The following is a 24,172-nucleotide window of genomic DNA, read 5'->3' on the forward strand; positions in this document are numbered from 1 at the left end:
CCTACTAGTTTAAAACAGTGTTGAAATATAATTTTATCACTTTACTAAAGACCGTATCTACACCCCAAGTTGCTAAAGCAAAAAGGATAGAAAACACAGCTACAATAACCATCAAATTTGATGATTCTGCACGTGATGGAAGAGTAACATTATTCCTTAACTCTTCAACGGATTCTTTTATATATGTGAACATTTAGATTCTGTTTTACAATTTAAACTAAAAGATATTTCTTCCAAATTATAATGCGCACGGGAGGAGAGACTCGAACTCCCGACACCTGGTTTTGGAGACCAGTGCTCTACCAACTGAGCTACACCCGTATGAATAGTGATATAAACCACCTATTCTTTTATTTGCATGTAAAGGTGTCCCGCTTGAGCAAGACACCCTTAAACACAATTCTCTTTAGATTAAATTAATCTATGATCTTAGTTACCTGACCAGCACCTACCGTTCTACCACCTTCACGGATAGCGAAACGTAGACCTACGCTCAATGCGATTGGCTGAATCAACTCAACTGTAATTGTAAGGTTATCACCTGGCATTACCATTTCAACTCCAGCAGGAAGTGCAATGTTACCAGTAACATCAGTAGTTCTTACGTAGAACTGTGGACGGTAGTTATTGTGAAATGGCGTGTGACGACCACCTTCTTCTTTTTTCAATACATAAACTTCAGCTTCAAATTTAGCATGTGGCTTAACAGAACCTGGCTTACAGATTACCATTCCACGGCTAATTTGCGATTTTTCAATACCTCTTAACAAGATACCTACGTTATCACCAGCCTCACCTCTATCTAATATTTTGCGGAACATTTCAACCCCTGTGATAGTAGAGTTTAATTTTTCAGCACCCATACCAATAATCTCGACAGGATCACCAGTGTTTGCAATACCAGTTTCTATACGACCAGTAGCAACAGTACCACGACCGGTAATAGTAAATACATCTTCAACAGGCATTAAGAAAGGCTTCTCAACATCTCTTACAGGCAATTCGATCCAGCTATCAACAGCTTCCATCAATTCCATTACCGTATCAACCCATTTTTGCTCACCGTTCAATGCACCTAATGCAGAACCAGCGATTACAGGTCCATTATCACCATCATACTCATAAAAAGAAAGCAATTCTCTTACTTCCATTTCAACAAGCTCGATCAATTCCTCATCATCAACCATATCCACTTTATTCATGAATACAACCATTCTAGGAATACCAACCTGGCGACCTAAAAGGATATGCTCACGAGTTTGAGGCATAGGACCATCTGTAGCGGCAACAACTAATATAGCACCATCCATCTGAGCAGCACCCGTAACCATGTTTTTTACGTAATCCGCGTGACCAGGACAGTCAACGTGAGCGTAATGACGGTTAGCTGTAGAGTACTCTACGTGAGAAGTGTTAATAGTAATACCTCTTTCTTTTTCTTCAGGAGCGTTATCGATAGAATCGAAACTTCTCATTTCAGAAAGACCTGCATTTGCCAAAACAGTTGTAATAGCAGCAGTTAATGTAGTTTTACCGTGATCCACGTGTCCAATAGTACCTATATTTAAGTGCGGTTTGGAACGATCGAAAGTTTCCTTTGCCATGTTTAATGAATTTTAATCTTAGTTTATATTAGTGTACAAATTTATACCTTAATTGAGCCAATGACGAGAATTGAACTCGTGACCTCTTCCTTACCAAGGAAACGCTCTACCCCTGAGCTACACCGGCGTAAAGTGTCGAATCTGTCTTTCTTAAAACAGATTCCTGCCTTCGCAGGGATGACATTACTGTCAAATTATAGAGCGGGAGACCGGGTTCGAACCGGCGACATTCAGCTTGGAAGGCTGACGCTCTACCAACTGAGCTACTCCCGCTTATAAAAATTACAATATTTCAATTTAAAGTCCCTAGTTAAAAGTTTTGTGGGGAGAGCAGGATTCGAACCTGCGAAGACGTAGTCAGCAGATTTACAGTCTGCCCTCGTTGGCCGCTTGAGTATCTCCCCTCAAACTAATATTTTCAAGAACTTTAGAGCCGATGGAGGGACTCGAACCCACGACCTGCTGATTACAAATCAGCTGCTCTAGCCAGCTGAGCTACATCGGCTTATTTCACCACATTTCTGTCATAAAAAAGCCCGCTATTTCTAACGGACTGCAAATGTATAGTATTTTTTGTTTATTCAAAACAAATTTTAAAAAATTTTCATCAAGCTTGTACTCTTAATTTCTCCTTTTGTTTTATCAGCCTTCTTTCCAGTGAATTACATGCCGAATCGACCGCCTCTTCAAATGACTTACACTGTTTTTTAACAATAAATTTATCTTTAGGTACATTAATTTTTATCTCAACTATCTTATTCGCCTTAGAACTAGTGTTTTCAACCTTCATATATACATCAGAGCTAATGACCTTAGAATAAAAGGTTTCAATTTTATCAAGCCTGTTTTGTAGAAAATTAATTAATTCACTATCTGCGTTAAAATTTACCGATTGCGTATTTACTTTCATAGTCAGAAAATTAATGGCTAAAGGATTTAGCCTGATTATAATTATAATTTATTACCCCTCGGGTGTGCTTTTGAATGAACTTTTTTCAATTCAGAAATACTATTATGCGTATAAACTTGTGTTGAAGCCAAACTTGAATGTCCTAATAGCTCCTTTACAGCATTTAAATCAGCCCCCTTATTCAAGAGATGCGTAGCAAAGGTATGCCTAAGAATATGTGGACTTGTCTTCACCTTTGAGGAAACTACTCTAAAATACTTGTTTATTAACCTATAAACAAGAGTTTCATACATTTTATTGCCCGATTTCGTAAGGAACACGTAGTTAGCTTCTTTAATTTCATTAAGCCCCAATCTTTTTACAAAATAAGACTTAAACTTGCTCTTTGTTTCTGACAACAGCGGTATAAAGCGTTCTTTATTTCGCTTACCTAAAACTTTGATAGTCATGGTCTCAAAATCTACGTCAGACAACCTTAGTTCTAACAGCTCTGCCCTACGCATACCTGTCGCATACAGCACATGGATTAACAACTCATCTCTAACACCTTCAAAATCATTAGTATACTCTATAATTGAAAGCACATTCTGCATTTCTATTTCCGAAAACGGTATCTCTAGTTTTTTTGATGTTTTTAAGGCTTTATGCTTTATAAGTGGATTTAAATCTAATACTTCTATTTTTTGAAGAAACTTAAAATAAGACTTTAGTGAGGAAATTTTTCTGTTAATAGAACGATTGTTTATTTCTCTTTCAGACAAATTAACAATCCATAAACGAATTAAGCTATAATCTACTTTATCGATATCTGCAATATCATATTGCATTTCACAAAAATGACTGAATTCAATAATATCATTTTCATATGCCTTTACAGTATGCTTAGAATAGTTTTTCTCTAAGGATAGATACGAAATGAATTGTGACAATAACATATTCTAAAGGTATTAAATGACTTGAGGTTAAAGCAAAAAAAATCCCGCAAATTGCGGGATTTTTTATTCTCTATTAAAAAGACTAAATTTCTTCTTGATCTCTAAGACCTTGAATATATTCTGCTTTTTGTATTTGTGCTCTTCGAACAACCGACGGCTTATTAAACTGTTGACGCTTACGTAACTGTCTCATTGTACCTGTCTTATCGAACTTACGTTTGAAACGTTTTAAAGCTCTATCGATGTTTTCTCCTTCTTTTACTGGTATTATTAACATGGGCTAAACCTCCTCTCTTTATGATTAAGGGTGCAAATATAACAACTATATTCATTTAGGCAACCAATAATCGAATTTTTAAATACTAATTTTATTTCTATTAAACCTTAGCAGTTTTATACTCTTTTTTATCTATGACCATCTTAGCGATTATCTCCCTAAGAATTTCCGATGTTCCACCACCTATAGGCCCTAGTCTACTATCTCTAAAGTTACGCGCCATTGGGTAATCTTCTATATAACCATAACCCCCCAAGAACTGCAAACATTCATAAGCAACCTCATCGGCAACTTTAGTAGATTTCAATTTAGAAATCGTAGCCTCTTTAACTACATACTCACCTTTATCTAAACGATATGCGACTGAATAATTATATTCTTTACACATATCAATATCACCATACAAATCTGCCACCCTATGTCGCAGGGCCTGAAATTTATTTATAGATTTACCAAAGGCTTCTCTTTCTGACATATACTTTAATGCGTACTCCAAAACATGCTCTGACCTAGCATGAGCATTTACACCCATTATCAATCGCTCTAAAGAGAAATGCTCCATAATGTAAGAAAAACCCATATGCTCTTCGCCCATAAGGTTTTCAACAGGAATTTTTACATTATCGAAAGCTAGTTCTGCAGTATCAGATGCGCGCCAACCTAATTTATTCAATTTATTAGCGGTAACACCTTCACTTTGTCTATCGACGACGAAAATGCTAATTCCCTTATTTCCTAATTCCGGTGCAGTCTTAGCAGCTACAATCATATAGTCAGCGTAAACACCATTTGTTATAAAAGTTTTAGAACCATTTAAAATATAAAAACCACCTTCTCTAACCGCAGTTGTGCGCATTGCAGCAACATCACTCCCACCAAAAGGTTCTGAGACGCAAAGACATCCTATTTTATCACCATCAACACTTGGTCTTAAATATTTTTCCTTAACAAAAGAATCTGCCTCTTTATTAAGATGTGTCATTGCCAAATAAACATGTGCCCAAATTGCGGCAGCAAAACCACCCGAATTAACTTTTTGTAATTCTTCCAACAGAACTACGGTATAAAAGAGATCAAGACCTAAGCCTCCATCTTCTTCTGGAGTAGCTAGACCGAAATAACCCATATCTCCGAATTTCTTCCATATGAACCTTTCAATAGTACCTGTCTCCTCCCATTTTTCAATATGTGGAACAACTTCTTTTTGTAAAAAATCTTTTAGACTCTCCCTAAATAATTGATGTTCTTCACTGAAGTACATACTTTGCATAGCATTTTTTTTATAGTGACAAATATAAATTAATTCTATCAATTCGCTCTGCGGGAAATTCTTCTATTTTTAATAATTCGTTCAATGATTTGATACTTCCGTTGAGATTACGATAATTTACTATTCGCTCAGCTACCTCTTTTTGAATATATATCAATTTAGACAATTCATAAGCGGTTGCAGTATTAATATTAATCTTGACAATATTAGGCTTACTAATTACCTTAAACTGTTTTAATATACGCTTAGCGACTTCTTCATCTAAATAATAAACTTCGAATAATTGGTCGTCTACCAAAAAACCACCTAATCTCTTTCTGAATTTTATAATTCTCGCTGATAGTTTCTCTCCCACTCCATTAACAACCCTTAATTCCTCAGCCGTGGTTGTATTCAAATCTTTAAAAATAACATTCTCAGTAGTAGGATTTACGTTTTTTTTACTACTCACCTTACTTGGTTTATATTCCTGCTTTGTTGTCCATTCTGGAAATTTAAAAAAAGGAGAAATAACTTGCAATAATGAATCTGAAATGTTGGTTACATCTTGGAATTCTTCAGCCGAATTAACGAATTTATTAGTCTTTCTAAAATGATGTAATTTATCAATCTCATCAGTTGACATACCTAATGTATATCCTTTAAAGTCTGAAATATAATTTGGATTAAAAGGATACACTTTAACTGTATCATTCTTCAACGCAACATTTTTTAACGAATCAATTCTAACCTGAAAGTTACTATCAATATTTAATGGGTATTTCTCATTTATTTGATATGAATCATATACAACATATCCTACTTGAATTATGATGAGGAAAAGTATTAAAAAGAAAATCCCACTTCGTTCTTGTTTGTTGAACTTGAAGTGGGATTTTAAATTTTTCAAAAGATCAGCTATTAATAAACCTCTTTAATAGCTTTTAAATAACGTTCAAAACTCTTCTTAACTTTTGGAAAGAGTATTAGGAGTCCAATCATATTTGGAAAAACTAATGCTAAAATCATGGCATCAGAGAATTTTATCACGGCATCTAAAGTAGCGGCCGCACCAATTACAACAAACATTAAAAACATTACTTTATAAATGATATCAGCAGTTTTACCTCTACCAAATAAATATTTCCAAGATTGTAGTCCGTAATAAGACCAAGATATCATGGTTGAAAAAGCAAATAGAATAATAGCAATAGTCAGAACATATCTAAACCCTGGTATTACCGAATCGTAAGCCATAGACGTTAAATCAACACCACCAACATAAGCTCCTGTTTCATTCAACAAAACAGTACTACCGATTCCATTTCCATAATCAAATGCCCCCGCATCCATATTAAAGAATATAATTACCAAAGCTGTCATAGTACAAATTACCACCGTATCAATAAACGGCTCTAATAATGCAACAATACCTTCACTCGCAGGGTATCTTGTTTTAACAGCTGAATGTGCTATTGCAGCAGAACCAGCACCTGCTTCATTAGAGAAGGCAGCTCTTTGAAAACCTACGATAATCACACCTACAATACCACCTATTGCAGCATCGGGAGCAAAGGCACCAGCGAATATCATACCAAAGGCATCACCTATATATTTGATGTTTGCAAAAATAATGATCAAAGAAGCCAAAACATATATCCCAGCCATGAATGGTACTATCTTTTCAGTAACACTGGCTATTTTTTTAATTCCACCAATAATTACAATTCCAACCAAAACCGCAAGAACTACACCGATGATAACGCCGTTAGCACCACCTTCTAAATTAAACATGGTTGTTAATTGAACAGCTGCTTGATTTGATTGAAACGCATTTCCACCACCAAAAGAAGCTCCTACACACAATACAGCAAAGATTCCAGCAAGAATTTTACCCAAAACCTTCATGTTGTTTTCGCTAAGTCCCTTTGACAAATAGTACATTGGTCCACCATATACTGTACCGTCTGGTCCAACATCTCTATACTTAACTCCTAAAGTACATTCCACAAATTTTGTAGACATTCCTATAATACCACAAACAACCATCCAAAATGTAGCACCAGGACCACCTAATGCGATAGCAACAGCCACACCTGCAATATTACCAAGCCCGACAGTACCAGAAACCGCAGTAGCCAATGCTTGAAAATGACTAACCTCGCCCTCTTCGCTTTCATCTCTTATCGTATCAGGTATATCACCATCTTCGGTCATATGCAACTGAACTTTTTCTAAGCCATATTTTTCTATCTCCTCATATTTTCCACGAACCACATTTATTGCTAAAGGAAATTTGGTGATACCAGGAAATTTAAAATAAATTGTGAAAAAAGTTGCCCCTGCAATTAGCAGAATCAAAACTATAGGTATATTATAACCGGCAATGGGAACAGATGTCAATACTGTTGCTTCCCACCAAGTTGCAAATGGCATAAAAGCATCATTTACTTTTTCATCTAAACCTTTTTCTTGTGCGAAGGTTAATGTGGGTAGTAAAAATGACAAAAAAGTCAGAAGTTTATACTTCATAGTTTTCAGATTTATTTTGGATTAGTTAGTTAATCTAGCAATATCTTAAAAATAATGGATGCAGTCAAATTTATATGCCATAAAGATTTTTAATCTATATGAAACATTTTGTTCAATTTTTTAATTTGTTCAGGCCTACCTAAAACAATTACCTTGCTTTTAGGTTGTAATTGCATATCAGCCTCCGGGTTTATAATATACTTGCCATCTGGCGATATGTATCCAATAATTGTACAGCCGGTTTTTTTTCTTAAATCTAAATCTCTCAATGAATTACATTCTATTTGGTTCGAGAAATCTTCAATTGCGACCTCTTCTAAATTGGTTGTATTCTCACCTTCCATCGAAAGCTTATCCATAAACGTGATAAGGTCTGGCATTACCACCAAAGATGCCATATGGTCTCCCCCGATCTTATCTGGCATTATCACCTTATTTGCACCTGCCAAGAATAACTTCTTTTGAGAATTCACTAAAGATGCCCTACTTATAATGAAGAGGTCTTTTTTCATTTGCCTGGCAGACAGAACAACAAAAAGGTTTGCAGCATCATCTGGTAAGGCAGCAATCAAAAATTGAGCTCTCTCAATACCGGCTTCTAATAATACATCATCATCATTTGCGTCACCTTCAATGAATAAGATTTCATCCTCAAATCTTTCTATAACTTCTTTATCTTTTTCTATAACCACAAATGGTCTTTTATAGGCTTTTAGCCTTTCAGCAGCCTGCATACCATTTCGACCAAAGCCACAGACTATAACATGTTGATTTAAATTCTCAATGGCATTCTTCATTTTCTTCTTTTTTAGCAGTTCAATTGAATTTCTAGAGAGTAGGTATTCTGTAACTATAGATATGGCAAAACCCACTATAAAAACACTGGTAATGATTAGCACTATGGTAAATATCTTACCTTCTGGCCCCATAGGCCTTACTTCTGAAAAACCAACTGTAGTGACCGTAATTATGGTCATATAAAATGCATCTACCCAGGAATAGTCTGCAACAATTCTATACCCGAGCACACCAAATGCCAATACCATAACCATTAGGGCTAGTGCCAAATAAATTTTAGACCTAAATAATTGTATCATAGATTACAAATCAAAAACTGAGTTTCGTTTGGTATAAATTAAATCTTTGATTCTAAGCCAAAAAGCTAAAAAAAGATAAAGCGCAAAACCAAAACCCACAGTAACAAAGGTTAGATAAATAAAGGAGGTTCGAACTACTCGTGCTCTTATTCCTAAACGCTCAGCAATTCTACCACATACCTCAAAACCTCTTTTTTGAAAGTATAACAATAATTTATAGAATACATTCATTGGGCATAAAATTAGACTTTTATATTCATTAAAGATGCACCTACAGCACAATCTAAGCATTTGTCTTTAACACAGTATTTATCATATAATTGAATATATGATTGTGACTCTTTCGCGTCTTTAATCGAGACATGCAATTTTCTGAAATTATCGACTATACTATTATCTTCCTTTTTAATGGACATCATCATTTTAAACAACGACTCATTATTTTCTTTCCCTTGATACCTTTGATAACAGAACTTTAATGGAATAATGGTATTGATCATTAGCAAATCTAAAAATGAATTTGAAATTTTCTTAACACTCTTTTTCGATGTTTTCCCAAAGTTATAGTGAGTCTCCCAAAACTCACTGGTTCCTAAATTGAATATTTTAGAAATGTTTGGCTCATCTTTTTCAATTATTAAATGAAAAAGATTATTGTTCGTAGAATAAATAGCGCTCAATTGTGCCAACCTTATCGTAGGAAAATTAGATGGTCTGAGTCTAAAAAATTCTGGTGTTTTATAAGGCTGGTTTAGTTGATATTTATGTTTTAAATAAGAATACTCCTTTTTCAGTAATTGATAATACGAATCAATCACTTGGTCATCATCTAATAATCTTGCTTGCCCCAATAACAAACTCTCTAGTTCTAAAGGTTTTTGATGAAGCTTTCTAATTATTGAAAAATCAATAGTTTTCCCCAATTCTATAAATACGTCCTTATTAATTTTTGATCCAAAGGTTTTCAATAGCATTAAGAACAAAACCTGCTCCCAATCATTGTTAGTAGACTCAAGTAAATGATTTATGAACACAGATTTTTCCTCTAATCGTTCTACAAATAGTCGGTCTAACCAATTATTTCTCAAAAAATCATCTACATCAATAAATTCCTTTTCGCAATTAATAAATTTATAATTTCTTAAATCAAAAAGTGATTGATACGTTTCTAAAAGCTCTAAAGAAATATATTGTTTTAATGATAGTGTTGGTATTTGTGTTCCATCTTTTCTAAACACCGAAACATCATCATCCCAAACTACATGTAGTACAACATTGTCATATTTACTATCTTCTTGATGATTATGGGCATACCAATCTGAAGATTTTACATGAATCTCTATGTTACCTGCCCATAATTGGCCATTCAATTCAACCTTAGCATTAAAAAAATCTGGACCACTTAAATGATTGTGAACACCAGTCGATTCTACAATAATACTTTCCCCTGAATTGGTTTCAAGTTTGTTAATAGGGTACTTTCTGTACATCCACACAAAATGAAGTAAATCTTCCCTCATTCTATAAAAGTAAAAAACCCGCTATAAAGCGGGTGTATTTTTTAGAGAAATAAATATTAAGCGGTCTCTCCTTCCCAATTCATAAAACCACCTTGCAGGTTATATGAATTCTCAAAACCTATACTCTTCATAATTGCACAAGCTTGACCACTTCTATTACCAGATCTACAATAAACGTAGTAATTTTTGGATTTGTCTAACTTTTCTAATTCCTCAATAAATTCTTGACCCTTATATATGTCTATATTAATAGAATTAGGAATTATTCCCTCTTCCAGTTCCTCTTCTGTTCTAACATCAAGTATAACAGCATTAGAATCTTTTTCTAGCTGCTCTTCCCAATCTTTTTGCGATAAATCTGCCATAGTATAAAAATTATGTTGTAAAAATAATCGATTTTTATTTAACAGGAACCGCTGTAAAATTTTAACAAAAAATTAAATACCTAAAACTAAAAAATCAAAAAAATAAATATACATTTGTATATACAAATATTGTATGTACATGAATGTTGAAAACGTTATTAAAACCAATATTAAAATACCGCTTCACAAGCGTACCATAATTCATTTGTCTTTAATCATGAACAAAATTGACGAACAAGTCTCTACATGTCTAAAACCATTTGAAATATCTATTCAACAATATAACGTACTTAGTATTTTAAGAGGCCAAAAAGGCAACCCTGCTAATCTTTCAACTATAAATGAGCGTATGGTTTCTAAAATGAGTAATACCACTAGGCTAGTGGACAAGCTTATACTAAAAGGTTATGTTAACCGTACTGTATGTAAACAAAACAGAAGAAAAGTAGAAATTCGTATAACAGAGTCAGGATTAAATATTCTAAAAGACCTAGATGGAATACTTTTTGAAACAGAAAAGAAAATTCTTGGAAATTTTAATGAAACTGAATTACACAAATTAAATATCCTATTAAATAAATTTTAAGTAAAAAGATAAATGAAAAAAGTTCTAGACAAATTAAATTGGCGTTACGCCACAAAAGTGTTTAATCCTTCTAAAAATGTAAGTAAAGAAGATTTGAATATTCTATTAGAAGCAGCAAGATTGAGCGCATCATCATACGGTTTGCAACCCTACCATTTCTTCGTTATAGAAGATAATGAAGTAAGATCTAAACTACGAAAGGCTTCTTGGAATCAATCTCAAATAACCGATGCTTCATACCTGTTGGTTCTTGCCAATAAACCAACTTTTGATGACAGTTTAGTAGACAATTATATTGATAATATAATTGAAACACGTGGTGTTTCAAAAAAGGACCTTGAAGGTTACTCACAAATGATGAAGAGCACACTTTTAGGTCTACCAGATGCTCAAAAAAATTCTTGGACTTCTGATCAGACATATATTGCACTTGGGAACCTTATGACCATTGCTGCCGAAATGGAAATTGATACTTGCCCAATGGAAGGTTTCGACAAAGCACAATACAATGAAATACTAGGTCTTAATGATAAAAACCTTAGTGCTTCTGTTGTTTTAGCGGTAGGTTATAGAGCAGATGATGACGAAACTCAAAATTACCCAAAGGTTAGATATTCTAAAGAACAAATTATTACACACATATAAATAATCACATTAACAATTAAAATTAAAAACATGAAAAAAACAATATTAAGTATCGCATTAGTTGCAGTTTTCGGTTTAACAGCATCTGCCTCTGCGCCTAATGAAGATGAAAAGAAACCAGTAAAAGTTAGTGAAAGTACCGTTACTTGGAAAGGATATAAAGTTACTGGGGAGCATAATGGTTCAATAAATTTGAAATCTGGTTTTTTAGAAATGAAAGGCAAGAAATTAATAGGTGGCGAATTCGTTGTAGATATGACATCTCTTACATGTAACGATTTAGAAGCCGGTCAAGGAAAAGAAAAATTAGAAGGTCATTTGAAATCTGCAGATTTCTTCGGTGTAGATGCTAATCCTAACTCTAAATTAGTTTTTACTTCAGTAAAAGCGATGAATGAAAATTCATACACAGCAACTGGAGATTTAACTATAAAAGGAATTACAAAGCCTGTAACTGTTGTAGTTTCTATGTTTGAAAATAAAGCAACAGCTACTATTAAAGTTGATAGAACTAAATATGATATTAAATATGGTTCTGGAAGCTTCTTCGATGACTTAGGAGACAAAGCTATTTATGATGAGTTCGATTTAGTTGTAGATCTAGCGCTATAATTATTATTATTTTAGGTATTACCTAAGTCAAATTCAAACAATTTTAAATCCCTTTGATAAATTTCAAAGGGATTTTTATTTTTGAAGAAGGAAAGTTTGATAGTTTAAAATTCCTTTATATATTTGAACTTCAATGAAAAATTTAATTGCAAATACTTGGTGGTGGAATAACTTACGAATAACAACGTGAGCAAAGCATCATTGTAGTAAAACTATATAAAGGCTTGTCATCACGACAAGCCTTCCTTATTTTATAAAAGTACCTATGGCCTATCAATTTAAAACATATCATAAAAAAATTCTTTCCGACACGTTAACCCCGGTAAGTATTTATTTAAAAATCAGGGACCGTTTTCCAAATAGTATTTTATTGGAGAGTAGTGACTATCACGCAAATGATAATAGCTTTTCCTATATCTGCTGCAACCCTATAGCTTCTATAAAAATTGAGAACGAAACCGTTACCGAAACGTATCCTGATGGTACAATAGAAGAATTGAAAATTGATGAAAAAACTAATATTGTTGAAATTATTGATGCATTTAGCAAGACTTTCAAAGCGGATGACAATGATTTTAAATTCATTAACAACGGTCTTTTTGGATATATGGCTTATGATGCCGTTCGATATTTCGAGGATGTCAATTTAACCGCAAAGGAAGATTCTATTCAGATACCGGATATCTACTACGCCGTGTATCAAAATATTATTGCAATCAATCACTTTAAAAATGAAGCCTATCTATTTGCTCATTGTTACGAGGTAGACAATAATATTCCAGAATTAGAGCAGCTTCTGAACATTCGAAATTTTGCCACCTACAATTTCAAGATAGATGGCGAAAGAGAATCCAATTTAGAAGACGAAGAATTTAGAGAACAAGTTACGTTGGCAAAAAAACATTGCCAACGTGGCGATGTTTTTCAATTGGTCTTAAGTCGTAGATTCTCGCAAGGTTTCAAAGGTGATGAATTCAATGTATACAGAGCTTTACGCTCGGTGAACCCTTCACCATACTTATTCTATTTCGATTATGGCGATTTTAAAATCTTCGGAAGTTCTCCCGAGGCTCAATTAATTGTAAGTGATGGTAAGGCTGAAATACATCCAATTGCAGGTACTTTTAAAAGAACCGGAAATGACGAGCAAGATGCTGAACTAGCTAAAGAATTAAAAGCTGACGACAAAGAAAACAGTGAACATGTAATGTTAGTCGATTTGGCTCGTAACGATTTAAGTCGAAATGGCAACGTTGTTCAAGTCGAGAATTATAGAGAGGTTCAATTTTTCTCACATGTAATACATTTAGTTTCTAAGGTTACTGGAATGAAAAAAAATGATATTTCTACCATGAAAGTAGTGGCAGACACCTTTCCGGCTGGCACATTAAGTGGTGCGCCAAAGCACATGGCAATGCAACTTATTGAAAAATACGAAAAAACAAGTCGCGGATATTATGGTGGTGCAATCGGGTTTATGGACTTTAACGGCAACTTCAACCATGCTATCATGATTAGAACTTTTCTCAGTAAAAACCATGAACTTCATTATCAGGCAGGGGCAGGTATTGTGGCAGCTTCTAACTCAGAAAACGAGCTACAAGAAACCTATAACAAATTAGGCGCTTTAACCAAAGCACTAGAAATAGCGGAGGAAATTTAAAATGAAGAAAATACTAGTTATTGATAATTACGACAGTTTTACGTACAACCTTGTTCATTATTTAGAAGAGTTAGATTGTGAAGTCGTGGTAAAACGAAATGACCAACTAACATTAGAGGAGGTTGATGCTTTTGAAAAAATAGTGCTTTCTCCTGGTCCTGGCATTCCTGATGAAGCTGGTCTATTAAAGCAAATCATTTCAACATATGCGCCCACAAAAAGTATATTCGGCGTTTGCTTAGGCCAACAGGCGATTGCCGAAGTATTTGGTGGTTCACTAATAAATTTAGAAGAAGTTTATCACGGTATTGCAACTAAAATTAAAATCACGGTAAAGGATTCTATTTTTGAAGGGATACCATCTGAAATTGAAGTGGGTAGATATCATTCATGGGTTGTTAATCCTGAACTTCCTGACGTTCTAGAAGTAACCTCAGTTGATGAAAACGGACAGATTATGTCTTTACGCCATAAAACCTATGATGTACGTGCTGTACAGTTTCATCCAGAGTCGGTATTAACGCCACACGGAAAAAAAATGCTAGAGAATTGGGTGAAGAATTAGTATACAGCTCTACGAATTTATTATTATCAAGAAAATGAAAGAAACACTTAATAAACTTATAAATCACGAAATACTTTCTAAAGAAGACGCAAAACGTATTTTGGTCAACATTGCGAAAGGTGATTATAATACCAGTCAAATAGCTGCCTTTTTAACGGTGTACATGATGCGCAGTATTACCATCGAAGAATTAGAGGGGTTTAGAGATGCTTTATTAGATTTATGTTTGGCCATAGATTTATCTGCCTATAACCCAATCGATTTATGCGGTACTGGTGGTGATGGTAAAGACACATTCAACATATCAACCTTGGCTTCTTTTGTAACGGCAGGTGCCGGTGTAAAAGTAACCAAACATGGTAATTATGGAGTTTCATCGAAGTGTGGTAGTAGTAATGTCATGGAGTTTCTTGGCATCAAATTTAGTAATGAAACCGATTTCCTAGAAAAATGTATCGATGAGGCAGGTATATGTGTATTGCATGCACCATTATTTCATCCAGCAATGAAAAACGTGGCACCTATTCGAAAAGACTTAGGGGTGAAGACTTTCTTTAATATGTTGGGTCCTATGGTGAATCCGGCATTTCCTCAAAATCAAATGGTAGGTGTATTTAATTTAGAATTGGCTCGTATGTACGGATATCTTTATCAGAAGACCGATAAAAACTTCACCGTTTTACATGCATTAGATGGATACGACGAAATCTCATTGACCGGAAATACTAAAACCATTTCAAATACCACAGAGGGCATGTTAAAACCTTCAGATTTTGGCGTGAATTCTATAAAGCAATCAGATATTGTTGGTGGTGATTCTATAGAGGATTCTGCTCAAATTTTCTTAAACGTTTTGCAAGGAAAAGGAACAGAGCCACAAAACAACGTAGTTTGTGCTAACGCCGGTATTGCCATTGCAACAGTAGAAGGCTTGACTCCAATTCAAGGTTTTGAAAGAGCCAAAGAATCTTTGTTAAACGGAAAAGGTTTGGCAGCATTGAAAAAAATACAAGAATTAAGCAGGAAATAAAATGGCTAAGTTCGTAATGAACATATCAAACATGGATATACTTTCAAAAATAGTAGCAGACAAACGTAAGGAGGTCGAATTAAAAAAATCGATAATCCCTGTATCACAATATGAGGCATCGGCTTTGTTTGAAAGAAAAACCAACTCCTTGTCAAATGCATTGAGGCAAAATGATATGGGTATAATTTCTGAATTTAAACGAATGTCCCCATCCAAAGCGAGTATTAACCAAAATGCAAATGTTGGCCAGGTAGCAAAGGGGTATGAAAAAGCCGGTGTTTGTGGAATGAGCATACTTACAGATATCAAATATTTTGGTGGTTCTATTGAAGATTTAATTTTAGCGAGGGCGTCGGTTCAACTACCATTACTTCGTAAAGAATTTATTATCAATGAGTATCAAATAATAGAAGCAAAGGCATATGGCGCAGATGTCATCTTATTAATTGCAGCAATTTTAACGAAACAAGAAATCAAAACCTTTTCTGAGCTTGCCAAAAGTTTAGGGTTAGATGTTCTTTTGGAGGTGCATAATGAAGAAGAATTACATAAATCTATTATGCCAAGTTTAGATATGTTAGGGGTTAATAATCGTAACCTAAAAACTTTTGAGGTAAGTCTTGATACTAGTAAGTTATTATCTAAATTGATACCTGATGATTTTGTGAAAGTATCAGAAAGTGGTATTAGTTCTATTGAGGCCATCCAAGAATTAAAAGAATATGGTTACAAAGGATTTCTAATTGGAGAAAATTTCATGAAAACCGATAACCCAGGACAAAGTGCCATAGACTTTATCCAGAATTTAAAATAGAATCATGAAGCTAAAAATCTGTGGCATGAAATTAAATACAGCCGAAGTCGCACAATTGCGACCAGACTATCTTGGCTTTATTTTTTGGAAACATTCGTCCAGATTCTTTGAAGGTGAAATTCCAGAACTCCCTCATTACATTAATAAAATAGGAGTTTTTGTTGATGCCGAATTTGATTATATTATCAAGATGGTTAAAAAATATCAATTACAAGGATTGCAGTTACATGGTCATGAAAGTCCAGAATATTGCGCAGAAATTGCATCAGAATTAAAAAAAACAAATCATAAAGTTGATATCATTAAGGTCTTTTCCATAAAGGAGGAATTTGATTTTGATGTACTAACTACTTATGAGAAAGCATGTGATTATTATCTTTTTGATACCAAAGGAAAATTACCTGGTGGTAACGGGTATACTTTCGACTGGTCTGTTTTAAAAAATTATCCTTCAACCAAACCTTACTTTTTAAGTGGAGGTATTGGGTTAAATAACCTTGATAAAATAAACGAATTCATAAAATTACCTGAATCTAAATACTGCTTTGCAATTGATGTGAACAGTAAATTTGAAGCAGCACCAGGATTAAAAAAAATTGAAGAATTACAACTATTTAAAAAAGCGCTATGAATTATAATGCTGACGAAAAAGGATATTATGGGGAATTTGGCGGTGCCTTTATTCCAGAAATGCTATATCCCAATGTTGAGGAGCTGCGTGCCAACTATCTAAAAATAATGTATGAGGATTCTTTTCAAGAAGAATTTAACCAGCTATTAAAAGATTATGTTGGCAGACCATCTCCATTATATTTTGCCAAACGTCTTTCTGAAAAGCACGGTTGTAAAATTTATTTGAAGCGAGAAGACCTTAACCATACAGGTGCGCATAAGATTAATAATACAATTGGTCAAATACTAATGGCTCAGAAATTAGGCAAGACTAGAATAATTGCAGAAACGGGCGCTGGTCAACATGGGGTTGCAACCGCTACGGTTTGTGCGTTAATGGGCTTAGAATGTATTGTATATATGGGTGAAATCGATATTGCTCGTCAAGCACCAAATGTGGCCCGTATGAAAATGCTAGGCGCAGAGGTTAGACCAGCGAAATCTGGCAGTAGAACGCTAAAAGATGCGACAAATGAAGCAATCAGAGATTGGATCAACAATCCGGTAGATACGCATTATATTATAGGCTCTGCGATTGGGCCACACCCCTACCCTGATATGGTGACGCGGTTTCAATCTGTTATATCCGAAGAAATAAAATGGCAACTAAAAGAAAAAGAAGGACGTGAAAATCCTGATTATGTTGTTGCTTGTATTGGTGGTGGCAGTAATGCCGCAGGCACCTATTATCACTTTTTACATGAACCTGAAGTAGGTATTATTGCTGTGGAAGCAGCAGGTAAAGGCGTAAATTCAGGAGAAAGTGCAGCAACTTCTGCTTTAGGAAAAGTTGGAATTATTCATGGCTGTAAAACAATGCTGATGCAAACACCTGATGGACAAATTACCGAACCCTACTCTATTTCTGCAGGATTAGATTACCCTGGTGTCGGACCTATGCATTCGCATTTATACAAAACAGGTCGTGCAGAATTTTATTCGGCTACCGATGATGAGGCTATGGCTGCAGGGCTAGAATTAACACAATTAGAAGGAATCATACCCGCCATTGAAACGGGACATGCATTTGCCATTTTTGCCCATAAAAAATTCAAGAAAGATGATGTTGTAGTAATTAGTCTTTCTGGAAGAGGTGATAAAGATTTGAACACGTATATCGATTATTTTAAGCTAGCATAAGATGAGCAATAGAATAAAAAGCAAATTACAAGAAGACAAGAAACTTCTTTCCATATATTTTACAGCTGGGTATCCATCTTTAAATGACACTGTTCAGATTATTCAAGATTTGGAGAAGAATGATGTAGATATGATTGAAATAGGTTTACCCTTTAGTGATCCTTTAGCAGACGGCCCTACAATTCAAGAAAGTTCTACCCATGCCTTAAAAAATGGTATGACTACCGAACTACTTTTTGACCAATTAAAAGACATTAGAAAATCTGTTTCTATTCCCTTGATTATTATGGGATATTTCAACCCAATGCTACAATATGGCGTTGAAGCATTTTGTAAAAAATGTCATGAGATAGGTATTGATGGTTTAATTATGCCCGATTTACCTTTAGATGTGTATCAATCGGATTATGAAGCAATATTCAAAAAATATGGGTTGTTAAATATCTTCTTAATTACTCCGCAAACTAGTGATCAGCGTATTCACCAAATCGACAAGGCTTCAGATGGATTTATCTATATGGTTAGCTCGGCAAGTGTAACAGGGTCAAAATCTGGTTTTGGGCAAGAGCAAGAAAATTATTTTGAGCGCGTTGCAGCAATGAATCTAAAAAACACACAGATTGTTGGGTTTGGTATTAAAGACGCGGAAACTTTTAAACAAGCCACTAAAACTGCTAAAGGTGCCATTATTGGTTCAGCTTTTATTAAACATTTGACGGCAAATGGAATTACCAAAATAGCCGATTTCATTAATAAAATACGTTAATTTGAAAGAATTCACAAGCAATTGGAAATTGATACTCCTGTTATGTCTAACCTTGGGGATGGCACCTTTTTTTCCTGAGCCTCACATTTATGGAAAGTTAAAATGGATTATTGGAGGCGCGCACGGAATGGGATTTATGGATTGGTTTGATGTGTTATTACATGGGTTTCCATTTGTACTACTTATTCGTTTAATTGTCCTGAAATTATTCAAATTAAAAATTAGCAAATAGTCTTATTTTTTTAAGTACTCACTACCATTTTAGGTGATGATTGGGGATTATTCAATTACGGTTTTAATTACCTTATTGATTAAAATATAACATCAAGACACAATATACTAATCATGTCTGCAGGGTATATGTGACATTAAAAATAATTCGACAATCATATTATGAGCCTTAACATATGTACTACTCCATTTAAAATAGATTTCACAGCATTTTCATTACTTTTAAAGAATATATATACAAGAACATTCATGAAAAAATTTATTTCTTACCTACTATACTTATCTCTTTGTTTTAGTTATTCACAAGACTCTGTTCTAATAAAATCTAAGGTAGCCAATGCTATAACCGAATTGAGCGATTTTGTTGCGATACCTAATGATGCATTGAATGCAGATGATATAGATTCTAATCTTTTTTGGCTTAGAAAAAAGTTTACAGAACGAGGATTCAATAGTTCTATTTTAGATACTGAAGGTCTTCCCTTATTCTTTGCAGCATTACCTATGGATGATAGCAAGCCTACTATTTTATTTTATATGCATTTAGATGGACAATCTGTAGACCCATCAAAATGGGACCAACCTGATCCATACAAAGTAGTTTTAAAATCTAAAACTGAGGATGGCTGGAAAACGGAATCATTTTCTGATTTATCTGATGATATTAATTATGATTGGCGCCTTTTTGGTAGATCAACCTCAGATGACAAAGGCCCTATCGTAATGTTCTTAAATGCAATTGATATTCTTAGAAAAGAAAATGTAGACATCCCATATAATGTAAAAGTCATTTTAGATAGTGAAGAGGAAAAAAGCAGCGCCCCATTACCAAAAGCGGTACGCACCTATAAAGATTTGCTTAAAGCAGATTTCTTAGTCATTAATGACGGACCTGTTCATGTTTCAGGAAAACCAACTATCGTTTATGGCTGTAGAGGTATAACTACACTCTCACTGACTACTTACGGCCCCATTAAACCTCAACATAGTGGTCATTATGGTAATTATGCACCAAACCCTGGGTTTCAATTAGCTCAACTACTTGCCACTATGAAAGATGCTGAAGGGAAAGTTCTAATAGAGGGTTATTATGACGGAATTACCTTAGACGAGGCAACTCTTGAGATATTGAGGAGCGTACCCGATAATGCAGAAGAAATCAATTCTAATTTAGCCATTTCAACTCCTGAAAAAGTAGGTAGTTTTTATCAAGAAGCGCTACAATACCCTTCTTTAAATATAAGAGGATTAGGTTCTGCATGGATTGGCGATCAAGCAAGAACAATAGTGCCTGCTACAGCTACTGCGGAATTAGATTTGAGATTAGTACCTGAATCTGATGGCAACCATCTAAAAGCTTTAGTAAAAGATCATATTAAAAAACAAGGGTATCATGTGATGAGCAGTGTTCCTACCAAAGAAGAGCGTTTAAAGTATGACCATATTGTTACAGTTCAAGAAGGATCTGTTACCGATGCTTTTAGAACGGACTTGAATAACCCATTTGGAAAATCAATAGTAAAAATTTTGGAAAACAAATTTGGTGAAAAACCGGTTCAAATAAGAATTATGGGTGGTACTGTGCCTATTTCTCCATTTATTAATGAATTAAAAATACCTGCGTTTATTGTTCCTATGGTAAACCCTGACAACAATCAACATAGCCCGAATGAGAATTTAAAGATTGGTCAGATTGCTTACGGTATTGAAACTTTTTATTCCCTGTTGAGCACGAAGATGTAATATTTTGTCATATCAACTATTTTCTACAGTCTTTTAATTAAAGCCTGCTTTTAATGAATGTAAATCAACAAAATTAACGGCATAATAATTGACTTTACTTTAGTATGATATTTAAAAATCACCTCAGCCTATTTTTTCTTTACCTTTTTTTATAGCACCTAATTTTGACTTATTAGGCACAATGCCAAATAAAAATATACAACCAAGTAAATAATTACAATGTTTGAGTGTTTACAGCATGGTGAACAATATACTATTGAAATTACATCGTTGGGTTATTTTGGTAAACGGCAAAACATTTATATTATAAATGACCTGGGACTAATTACCGCAAACTTAAATAGTTCATCAAAGGTTTTAACAACATACGATATTGAAGAACTGATTCGTTTTGAGCTACAATTAAGGGATCTTCAAATTGGTGGATGTTCAACCGTGGATAAGTTTGTACTTAGCAATTTCAACGAAACATTTGTGACTAATGATGGTACTTACAGTTGGCAAGGCTACAAACAACTTCTTGCATTATTCGAATAGAAATAAAAAAAAGAGCCGCCCTAAATTAAGTCGGCTCTATGAATTATATTAAAAACTTAAGATTAAGCCGAGTTTCTACTCGCATTAATATTACCATATAAAGAACGAGTAACAATTTTCTCATACAACTCTTTAAATTCTGTGCCTTCGCCAATTCTTTGAAGTGCATATTGTTGTATCACTAATAATGGTAAAACTATATTCTCTCTAATTTTAATAGACTCTCTAGAAATTGCTTCTTTTTCCATCAAAATCTCCATACCAGATAATTTCAATAACATTGCTTTTGAAAGTATATACTCTGCATGAAGAATTTCCCAAAATGCGCCATACTCTTCGTTCTCTTTCATATAGCTAGTCAATTCAAAATAGCATTTTGAAAGACTCATCATACTATTCATCATTAGAGCTTGAAAGAATGGTACTTCCTCATAAAGCTTTTGCGCTTCCTCAAATCTGCCATTATCTTCTAAAGACTTTAATGCTGTACCAATTCCATAATAGCCTGGTACGTTTTGCTTTAACTGGCTCCAAGATCCTACGAATGAAATAGCCCGCAAATCAGACAACTCTAATTTAGCCTTATTACCACGTTTACCTGGTCTACTACCAATATTTGCCTTGGTATAGTACTTCAACGTACTCATATTCTCTAAATAAGGCATAAACTTATCATGATGTTTTAATTCATCATATTTCTTAAAGCTTAATTCAGATAGCTCTTCTACTAACTTTCTATCAGTTTCAGAAATTGAAATTTCCTTTCCTAAAATGGTATTAGATAATCCTGCTGTCAATAATTGCTCACTATTATAAATAAATTGCTCTTTTGTACCGTAAGTACTTGTAATAGTTTGCCCCTGAATGGTAAGTTGTATTTCGTTATTCGCAACTTCTTTTGTCTGTGCTGCATAAAAACGGTGTGTTTTGCCACCACCTCTTGCCGGTGGACCTCCCCTACCATCAAAGAAAATAGCTGCAATATCATTTTCATCACATACAGCAGAAAGCTCTTCTTTTGTTTTTAAAATAGACCAATTCGCTTTTAAATAACCACCATCTTTAGTACCATCAGAGAAGCCTAACATTATCGTTTGCTTATTATTTCTACTTTGTACATGCGACCTATACTCTGGCAAGTTGAACATAAATCGCATAGTTTCCTGTGCACTGTCCATACCATTCATAGTTTCAAATAACGGAACTATATCAAACGTTATTTTCTTATCTGCCCAACCACACCATCTAAAAAGGGCATATACAAACAAAATAGAGAAAACGTCTTCAGAATTACTAATGATATATCTATTACAACCTTCCTCACCATTCTTATCTTGTATAGTTTGTAATTGAAGAATGTTCTTAATAGTATCCTTTACAATTTCCTCTTCATAATCATTTGGTTCTAATTGGAAATTTTCATGCAGTAAAATATCAATTAGGCGCTCTTCAGATAATTCACTAAGTTCTTCCTTAATAAATTCTTTCTTTTTAAGAACCTCTACCATAACCTTAGTATGCATACTATGGTCTTGGCGAATATCTATAGTAGCAAAATGAACTTTAAAAATTTTCACTTTGTCAATAAAACGTTCTAAATCTTTTAAATAAAGTCCTTGATATTTTTCAATCAAGATTAGTCTAATTTCCTCAAGGGGAATTATCAAATCTTTATATCCAATATCTTTTAAACTATCGAACATTGCGATATACAGATTGGATCGCAATTTCTGTAATGGCTCTTGTACATCCTTAAAAGTAAGTTTATGCAAAAGACTCTTTAGCTCATTGTAATAACATTTCATTAATGTTAAACGAAGCTCGTTCATTACATCTCTAGTAATATCTGCTGTTACAAACGGATTCCCATCACGGTCACCACCTGGCCAAAATCCTAATTTCACAATATCATGATTCTCAAATTCCTTTGATCCCACACTACCTTTTATATAGGCATACATATCACCAATTGCATCGTAATATACATTTCGCAATGTATAAATGATGTTCTTAGCTTCGTCTAATGGCGTCGGTTTGGTCGCATTAATTAACGAGGTAAGTCCCAATTGCTGTAATCCAACATCTATCTCATCAATTTTATCTTCAAGAATCAATGTTCTAAGATTGGTGATAATATCTAATACTGCAGGAGTGTAGAATTGTGTAGGGTGAGCCGTAAGTACAATTCTAGCACTGAAGGTGCTTAATTTATCCCAAATAGTATCCCAAGAATTATTCTTTTCAACCAATTGAAAATATTCTCTTAATGACAATGAACTAGAATGCTTATGTAATTTCGGGAATGCTGCATCTTCAACACTATCATAAAGTACCACTTGGCGCTCTACATATTGTATAATACGAAACATAAAATCAATTTGTTCTTTTTCTGATTCTATCTCCACAAAATTTTCGAAAAAATTTTCTAATATTTCTTTTGGATTAAGGCCATTACTCAAACCTTTTTCTGATTGGTTCAGTAATAACGGTATCAACATACCTACATTCTCAATATTCTTGTAAGGTAAATTGAGGAATAGACTATTATAGACATTAAATTTATTTTGGACAGACTTTTTAAACTCTGCCAACCTTTCTTGTTGTTGCATATTTCAAAAACTTTTGGCCATACCATTATGGCAAACTTTATAAATTTCGAATATAAATATCGCTATTCCA

25 protein-coding genes and 5 tRNA genes are annotated in these 24,172 nt (G+C 34.1%); 12 read left to right on the forward strand and 18 right to left on the reverse strand.

What is annotated here, in order from left to right; genetic code table 11:
* Positions 1-4: 4 nt before the first annotated feature.
* From secE to BMY56_RS17605, 17 genes are all read right to left on the reverse strand, one after another.
* Positions 5-193: a preprotein translocase subunit SecE gene (gene secE / locus BMY56_RS17525; RefSeq protein WP_091627321.1), complete on the reverse strand. Its 189-nt coding sequence runs from the start codon at positions 191-193 to the stop codon at positions 5-7.
* 55 nt (positions 194-248) lie between these two features.
* Positions 249-321: transfer RNA gene (locus tag BMY56_RS17530), tRNA-Trp, on the reverse strand.
* A 95-nt stretch (positions 322-416) separates the two neighbouring features.
* Positions 417-1,604, reverse strand: a complete 1,188-nt coding sequence (gene tuf, locus BMY56_RS17535; RefSeq protein ID WP_091627324.1) for an elongation factor Tu — start codon at positions 1,602-1,604, stop codon at positions 417-419.
* Positions 1,605-1,659: 55 nt separating this feature from the next.
* Positions 1,660-1,731 (reverse strand) — tRNA-Thr (locus BMY56_RS17540).
* A 73-nt stretch (positions 1,732-1,804) separates the two neighbouring features.
* Positions 1,805-1,877 (reverse strand) — tRNA-Gly (locus tag BMY56_RS17545).
* A 49-nt stretch (positions 1,878-1,926) separates the two neighbouring features.
* Positions 1,927-2,008 (reverse strand) — tRNA-Tyr (locus BMY56_RS17550).
* Between the two features lie 27 nt (positions 2,009-2,035).
* Positions 2,036-2,109 (reverse strand) — tRNA-Thr (locus BMY56_RS17555).
* Between the two features lie 102 nt (positions 2,110-2,211).
* Entirely contained in the window at positions 2,212-2,514 is a 303-nt protein-coding gene (hpf, locus tag BMY56_RS17560; RefSeq protein ID WP_091627327.1) for a ribosome hibernation-promoting factor, HPF/YfiA family, read from the reverse strand.
* 41 nt (positions 2,515-2,555) lie between these two features.
* Positions 2,556-3,449 carry a tyrosine-type recombinase/integrase gene (locus BMY56_RS17565; RefSeq protein WP_091627329.1) on the reverse strand — a complete coding sequence of 298 codons (894 nt, stop codon included), beginning with the start codon at positions 3,447-3,449 and terminating at the stop codon, positions 2,556-2,558.
* Positions 3,450-3,531: 82 nt separating this feature from the next.
* The gene (gene rpsU / locus BMY56_RS17570) at positions 3,532-3,726 is read right to left on the reverse strand and encodes a 30S ribosomal protein S21 (RefSeq protein WP_027067859.1); all 195 of its coding nucleotides are present in this window, start codon (positions 3,724-3,726) and stop codon (positions 3,532-3,534) included.
* 100 nt (positions 3,727-3,826) lie between these two features.
* Entirely contained in the window at positions 3,827-4,996 is a 1,170-nt protein-coding gene (locus BMY56_RS17575) for an acyl-CoA dehydrogenase family protein (protein WP_091627483.1), read from the reverse strand.
* Positions 4,997-5,006: 10 nt separating this feature from the next.
* Positions 5,007-5,696 (reverse strand): ComEA family DNA-binding protein, encoded by a 690-nt coding sequence (locus BMY56_RS17580; RefSeq protein ID WP_245737282.1) that lies wholly within the window; start codon positions 5,694-5,696, stop codon positions 5,007-5,009.
* Between the two features lie 200 nt (positions 5,697-5,896).
* On the reverse strand, positions 5,897-7,507 hold the full coding sequence (locus tag BMY56_RS17585) for an alanine/glycine:cation symporter family protein (protein ID WP_091627335.1): 1,611 nt from the start codon (positions 7,505-7,507) through the stop codon (positions 5,897-5,899).
* Positions 7,508-7,596: 89 nt separating this feature from the next.
* Complete coding sequence (locus tag BMY56_RS17590) at positions 7,597-8,604, reverse strand: potassium channel family protein (RefSeq protein WP_091627338.1); 1,008 nt, start codon at positions 8,602-8,604, stop codon at positions 7,597-7,599.
* A gap of 3 nt (positions 8,605-8,607) precedes the next feature.
* Positions 8,608-8,835, reverse strand: a complete 228-nt coding sequence (locus BMY56_RS17595) for a PspC domain-containing protein (RefSeq protein ID WP_027067864.1) — start codon at positions 8,833-8,835, stop codon at positions 8,608-8,610.
* A gap of 11 nt (positions 8,836-8,846) precedes the next feature.
* Positions 8,847-10,124, reverse strand: a complete 1,278-nt coding sequence (locus tag BMY56_RS17600) for a DUF2851 family protein (RefSeq protein WP_091627341.1) — start codon at positions 10,122-10,124, stop codon at positions 8,847-8,849.
* 56 nt (positions 10,125-10,180) lie between these two features.
* On the reverse strand, positions 10,181-10,489 hold the full coding sequence (locus tag BMY56_RS17605) for a rhodanese-like domain-containing protein (protein ID WP_091627343.1): 309 nt from the start codon (positions 10,487-10,489) through the stop codon (positions 10,181-10,183).
* A gap of 139 nt (positions 10,490-10,628) precedes the next feature.
* On the opposite strand from BMY56_RS17605, the gene BMY56_RS17610 reads away from it, so the two are divergent.
* The 12 genes from BMY56_RS17610 (at position 10,629) to BMY56_RS17670 (ending at position 21,493) form a co-directional block, all read left to right on the forward strand.
* Entirely contained in the window at positions 10,629-11,075 is a 447-nt protein-coding gene (locus tag BMY56_RS17610) for a MarR family winged helix-turn-helix transcriptional regulator (RefSeq protein ID WP_091627346.1), read from the forward strand.
* Positions 11,076-11,087: 12 nt separating this feature from the next.
* Positions 11,088-11,720, forward strand: coding sequence for an NAD(P)H-dependent oxidoreductase (locus tag BMY56_RS17615; RefSeq protein WP_091627348.1), 633 nt, complete (start codon positions 11,088-11,090; stop codon positions 11,718-11,720).
* A gap of 30 nt (positions 11,721-11,750) precedes the next feature.
* Positions 11,751-12,332, forward strand: coding sequence for a YceI family protein (locus BMY56_RS17620; RefSeq protein ID WP_177170996.1), 582 nt, complete (start codon positions 11,751-11,753; stop codon positions 12,330-12,332).
* Positions 12,333-12,597: 265 nt separating this feature from the next.
* Positions 12,598-13,995, forward strand: a complete 1,398-nt coding sequence (locus BMY56_RS17625; protein WP_091627354.1) for an anthranilate synthase component I family protein — start codon at positions 12,598-12,600, stop codon at positions 13,993-13,995.
* Between the two features lies 1 nt (position 13,996).
* Entirely contained in the window at positions 13,997-14,560 is a 564-nt protein-coding gene (locus tag BMY56_RS17630) for an anthranilate synthase component II (protein WP_091627356.1), read from the forward strand.
* Between the two features lie 34 nt (positions 14,561-14,594).
* Positions 14,595-15,590 carry an anthranilate phosphoribosyltransferase gene (trpD, locus tag BMY56_RS17635; RefSeq protein WP_091627359.1) on the forward strand — a complete coding sequence of 332 codons (996 nt, stop codon included), beginning with the start codon at positions 14,595-14,597 and terminating at the stop codon, positions 15,588-15,590.
* Positions 15,591-15,621: 31 nt separating this feature from the next.
* Entirely contained in the window at positions 15,622-16,404 is a 783-nt protein-coding gene (gene trpC / locus BMY56_RS17640) for an indole-3-glycerol phosphate synthase TrpC (protein WP_091627486.1), read from the forward strand.
* 4 nt (positions 16,405-16,408) lie between these two features.
* Complete coding sequence (locus BMY56_RS17645) at positions 16,409-17,035, forward strand: phosphoribosylanthranilate isomerase (protein WP_091627362.1); 627 nt, start codon at positions 16,409-16,411, stop codon at positions 17,033-17,035.
* Positions 17,032-18,216: a tryptophan synthase subunit beta gene (gene trpB / locus BMY56_RS17650; protein ID WP_091627365.1), complete on the forward strand. Its 1,185-nt coding sequence runs from the start codon at positions 17,032-17,034 to the stop codon at positions 18,214-18,216. The genes BMY56_RS17645 and trpB overlap by 4 nt, the downstream gene beginning before the upstream one ends.
* Before the next feature lies 1 nt (position 18,217).
* On the forward strand, positions 18,218-18,982 hold the full coding sequence (trpA, locus tag BMY56_RS17655) for a tryptophan synthase subunit alpha (RefSeq protein ID WP_091627367.1): 765 nt from the start codon (positions 18,218-18,220) through the stop codon (positions 18,980-18,982).
* Positions 18,983-19,462: 480 nt separating this feature from the next.
* Complete coding sequence (locus BMY56_RS17665; protein WP_091627373.1) at positions 19,463-20,956, forward strand: M20/M25/M40 family metallo-hydrolase; 1,494 nt, start codon at positions 19,463-19,465, stop codon at positions 20,954-20,956.
* A 219-nt stretch (positions 20,957-21,175) separates the two neighbouring features.
* Positions 21,176-21,493, forward strand: coding sequence for a hypothetical protein (locus BMY56_RS17670; RefSeq protein WP_091627376.1), 318 nt, complete (start codon positions 21,176-21,178; stop codon positions 21,491-21,493).
* Between the two features lie 62 nt (positions 21,494-21,555).
* Here the strand turns inward: BMY56_RS17670 and BMY56_RS17675 are convergent, their stop codons facing one another.
* On the reverse strand, positions 21,556-24,102 hold the full coding sequence (locus tag BMY56_RS17675; protein ID WP_091627378.1) for a phosphoenolpyruvate carboxylase: 2,547 nt from the start codon (positions 24,100-24,102) through the stop codon (positions 21,556-21,558).
* Positions 24,103-24,172: the final 70 nt, after the last annotated feature.

It is taken from the genome of Maribacter orientalis (genome assembly GCF_900109345.1).
Classification (GTDB): domain Bacteria; phylum Bacteroidota; class Bacteroidia; order Flavobacteriales; family Flavobacteriaceae; genus Maribacter; species Maribacter orientalis.

Coding starts and splice junctions, on each gene's coding strand:
- trpA (WP_091627367.1), top strand. CDS start 18,218: ATGAGCAATAGAATAAAAAGCAAATTACAAGAAGACAAGAAACTTCTT.
- BMY56_RS17610 (WP_091627346.1), top strand. CDS start 10,629: ATGAATGTTGAAAACGTTATTAAAACCAATATTAAAATACCGCTTCAC.
- BMY56_RS17595 (WP_027067864.1), bottom strand. CDS start 8,835: ATGAATGTATTCTATAAATTATTGTTATACTTTCAAAAAAGAGGTTTT.
- BMY56_RS17665 (WP_091627373.1), top strand. CDS start 19,463: ATGAAAAAATTTATTTCTTACCTACTATACTTATCTCTTTGTTTTAGT.
- hpf (WP_091627327.1), bottom strand. CDS start 2,514: ATGAAAGTAAATACGCAATCGGTAAATTTTAACGCAGATAGTGAATTA.
- BMY56_RS17670 (WP_091627376.1), top strand. CDS start 21,176: ATGTTTGAGTGTTTACAGCATGGTGAACAATATACTATTGAAATTACA.
- BMY56_RS17625 (WP_091627354.1), top strand. CDS start 12,598: ATGGCCTATCAATTTAAAACATATCATAAAAAAATTCTTTCCGACACG.
- BMY56_RS17600 (WP_091627341.1), bottom strand. CDS start 10,124: ATGAGGGAAGATTTACTTCATTTTGTGTGGATGTACAGAAAGTACCCT.
- BMY56_RS17605 (WP_091627343.1), bottom strand. CDS start 10,489: ATGGCAGATTTATCGCAAAAAGATTGGGAAGAGCAGCTAGAAAAAGAT.
- trpB (WP_091627365.1), top strand. CDS start 17,032: ATGAATTATAATGCTGACGAAAAAGGATATTATGGGGAATTTGGCGGT.
- trpD (WP_091627359.1), top strand. CDS start 14,595: ATGAAAGAAACACTTAATAAACTTATAAATCACGAAATACTTTCTAAA.
- tuf (WP_091627324.1), bottom strand. CDS start 1,604: ATGGCAAAGGAAACTTTCGATCGTTCCAAACCGCACTTAAATATAGGT.
- BMY56_RS17575 (WP_091627483.1), bottom strand. CDS start 4,996: ATGCAAAGTATGTACTTCAGTGAAGAACATCAATTATTTAGGGAGAGT.
- BMY56_RS17675 (WP_091627378.1), bottom strand. CDS start 24,102: ATGCAACAACAAGAAAGGTTGGCAGAGTTTAAAAAGTCTGTCCAAAAT.
- BMY56_RS17645 (WP_091627362.1), top strand. CDS start 16,409: ATGAAGCTAAAAATCTGTGGCATGAAATTAAATACAGCCGAAGTCGCA.
- secE (WP_091627321.1), bottom strand. CDS start 193: ATGTTCACATATATAAAAGAATCCGTTGAAGAGTTAAGGAATAATGTT.
- BMY56_RS17565 (WP_091627329.1), bottom strand. CDS start 3,449: ATGTTATTGTCACAATTCATTTCGTATCTATCCTTAGAGAAAAACTAT.
- BMY56_RS17630 (WP_091627356.1), top strand. CDS start 13,997: ATGAAGAAAATACTAGTTATTGATAATTACGACAGTTTTACGTACAAC.
- trpC (WP_091627486.1), top strand. CDS start 15,622: ATGGATATACTTTCAAAAATAGTAGCAGACAAACGTAAGGAGGTCGAA.
- BMY56_RS17615 (WP_091627348.1), top strand. CDS start 11,088: ATGAAAAAAGTTCTAGACAAATTAAATTGGCGTTACGCCACAAAAGTG.
- BMY56_RS17620 (WP_177170996.1), top strand. CDS start 11,751: ATGAAAAAAACAATATTAAGTATCGCATTAGTTGCAGTTTTCGGTTTA.
- rpsU (WP_027067859.1), bottom strand. CDS start 3,726: ATGTTAATAATACCAGTAAAAGAAGGAGAAAACATCGATAGAGCTTTA.
- BMY56_RS17590 (WP_091627338.1), bottom strand. CDS start 8,604: ATGATACAATTATTTAGGTCTAAAATTTATTTGGCACTAGCCCTAATG.
- BMY56_RS17585 (WP_091627335.1), bottom strand. CDS start 7,507: ATGAAGTATAAACTTCTGACTTTTTTGTCATTTTTACTACCCACATTA.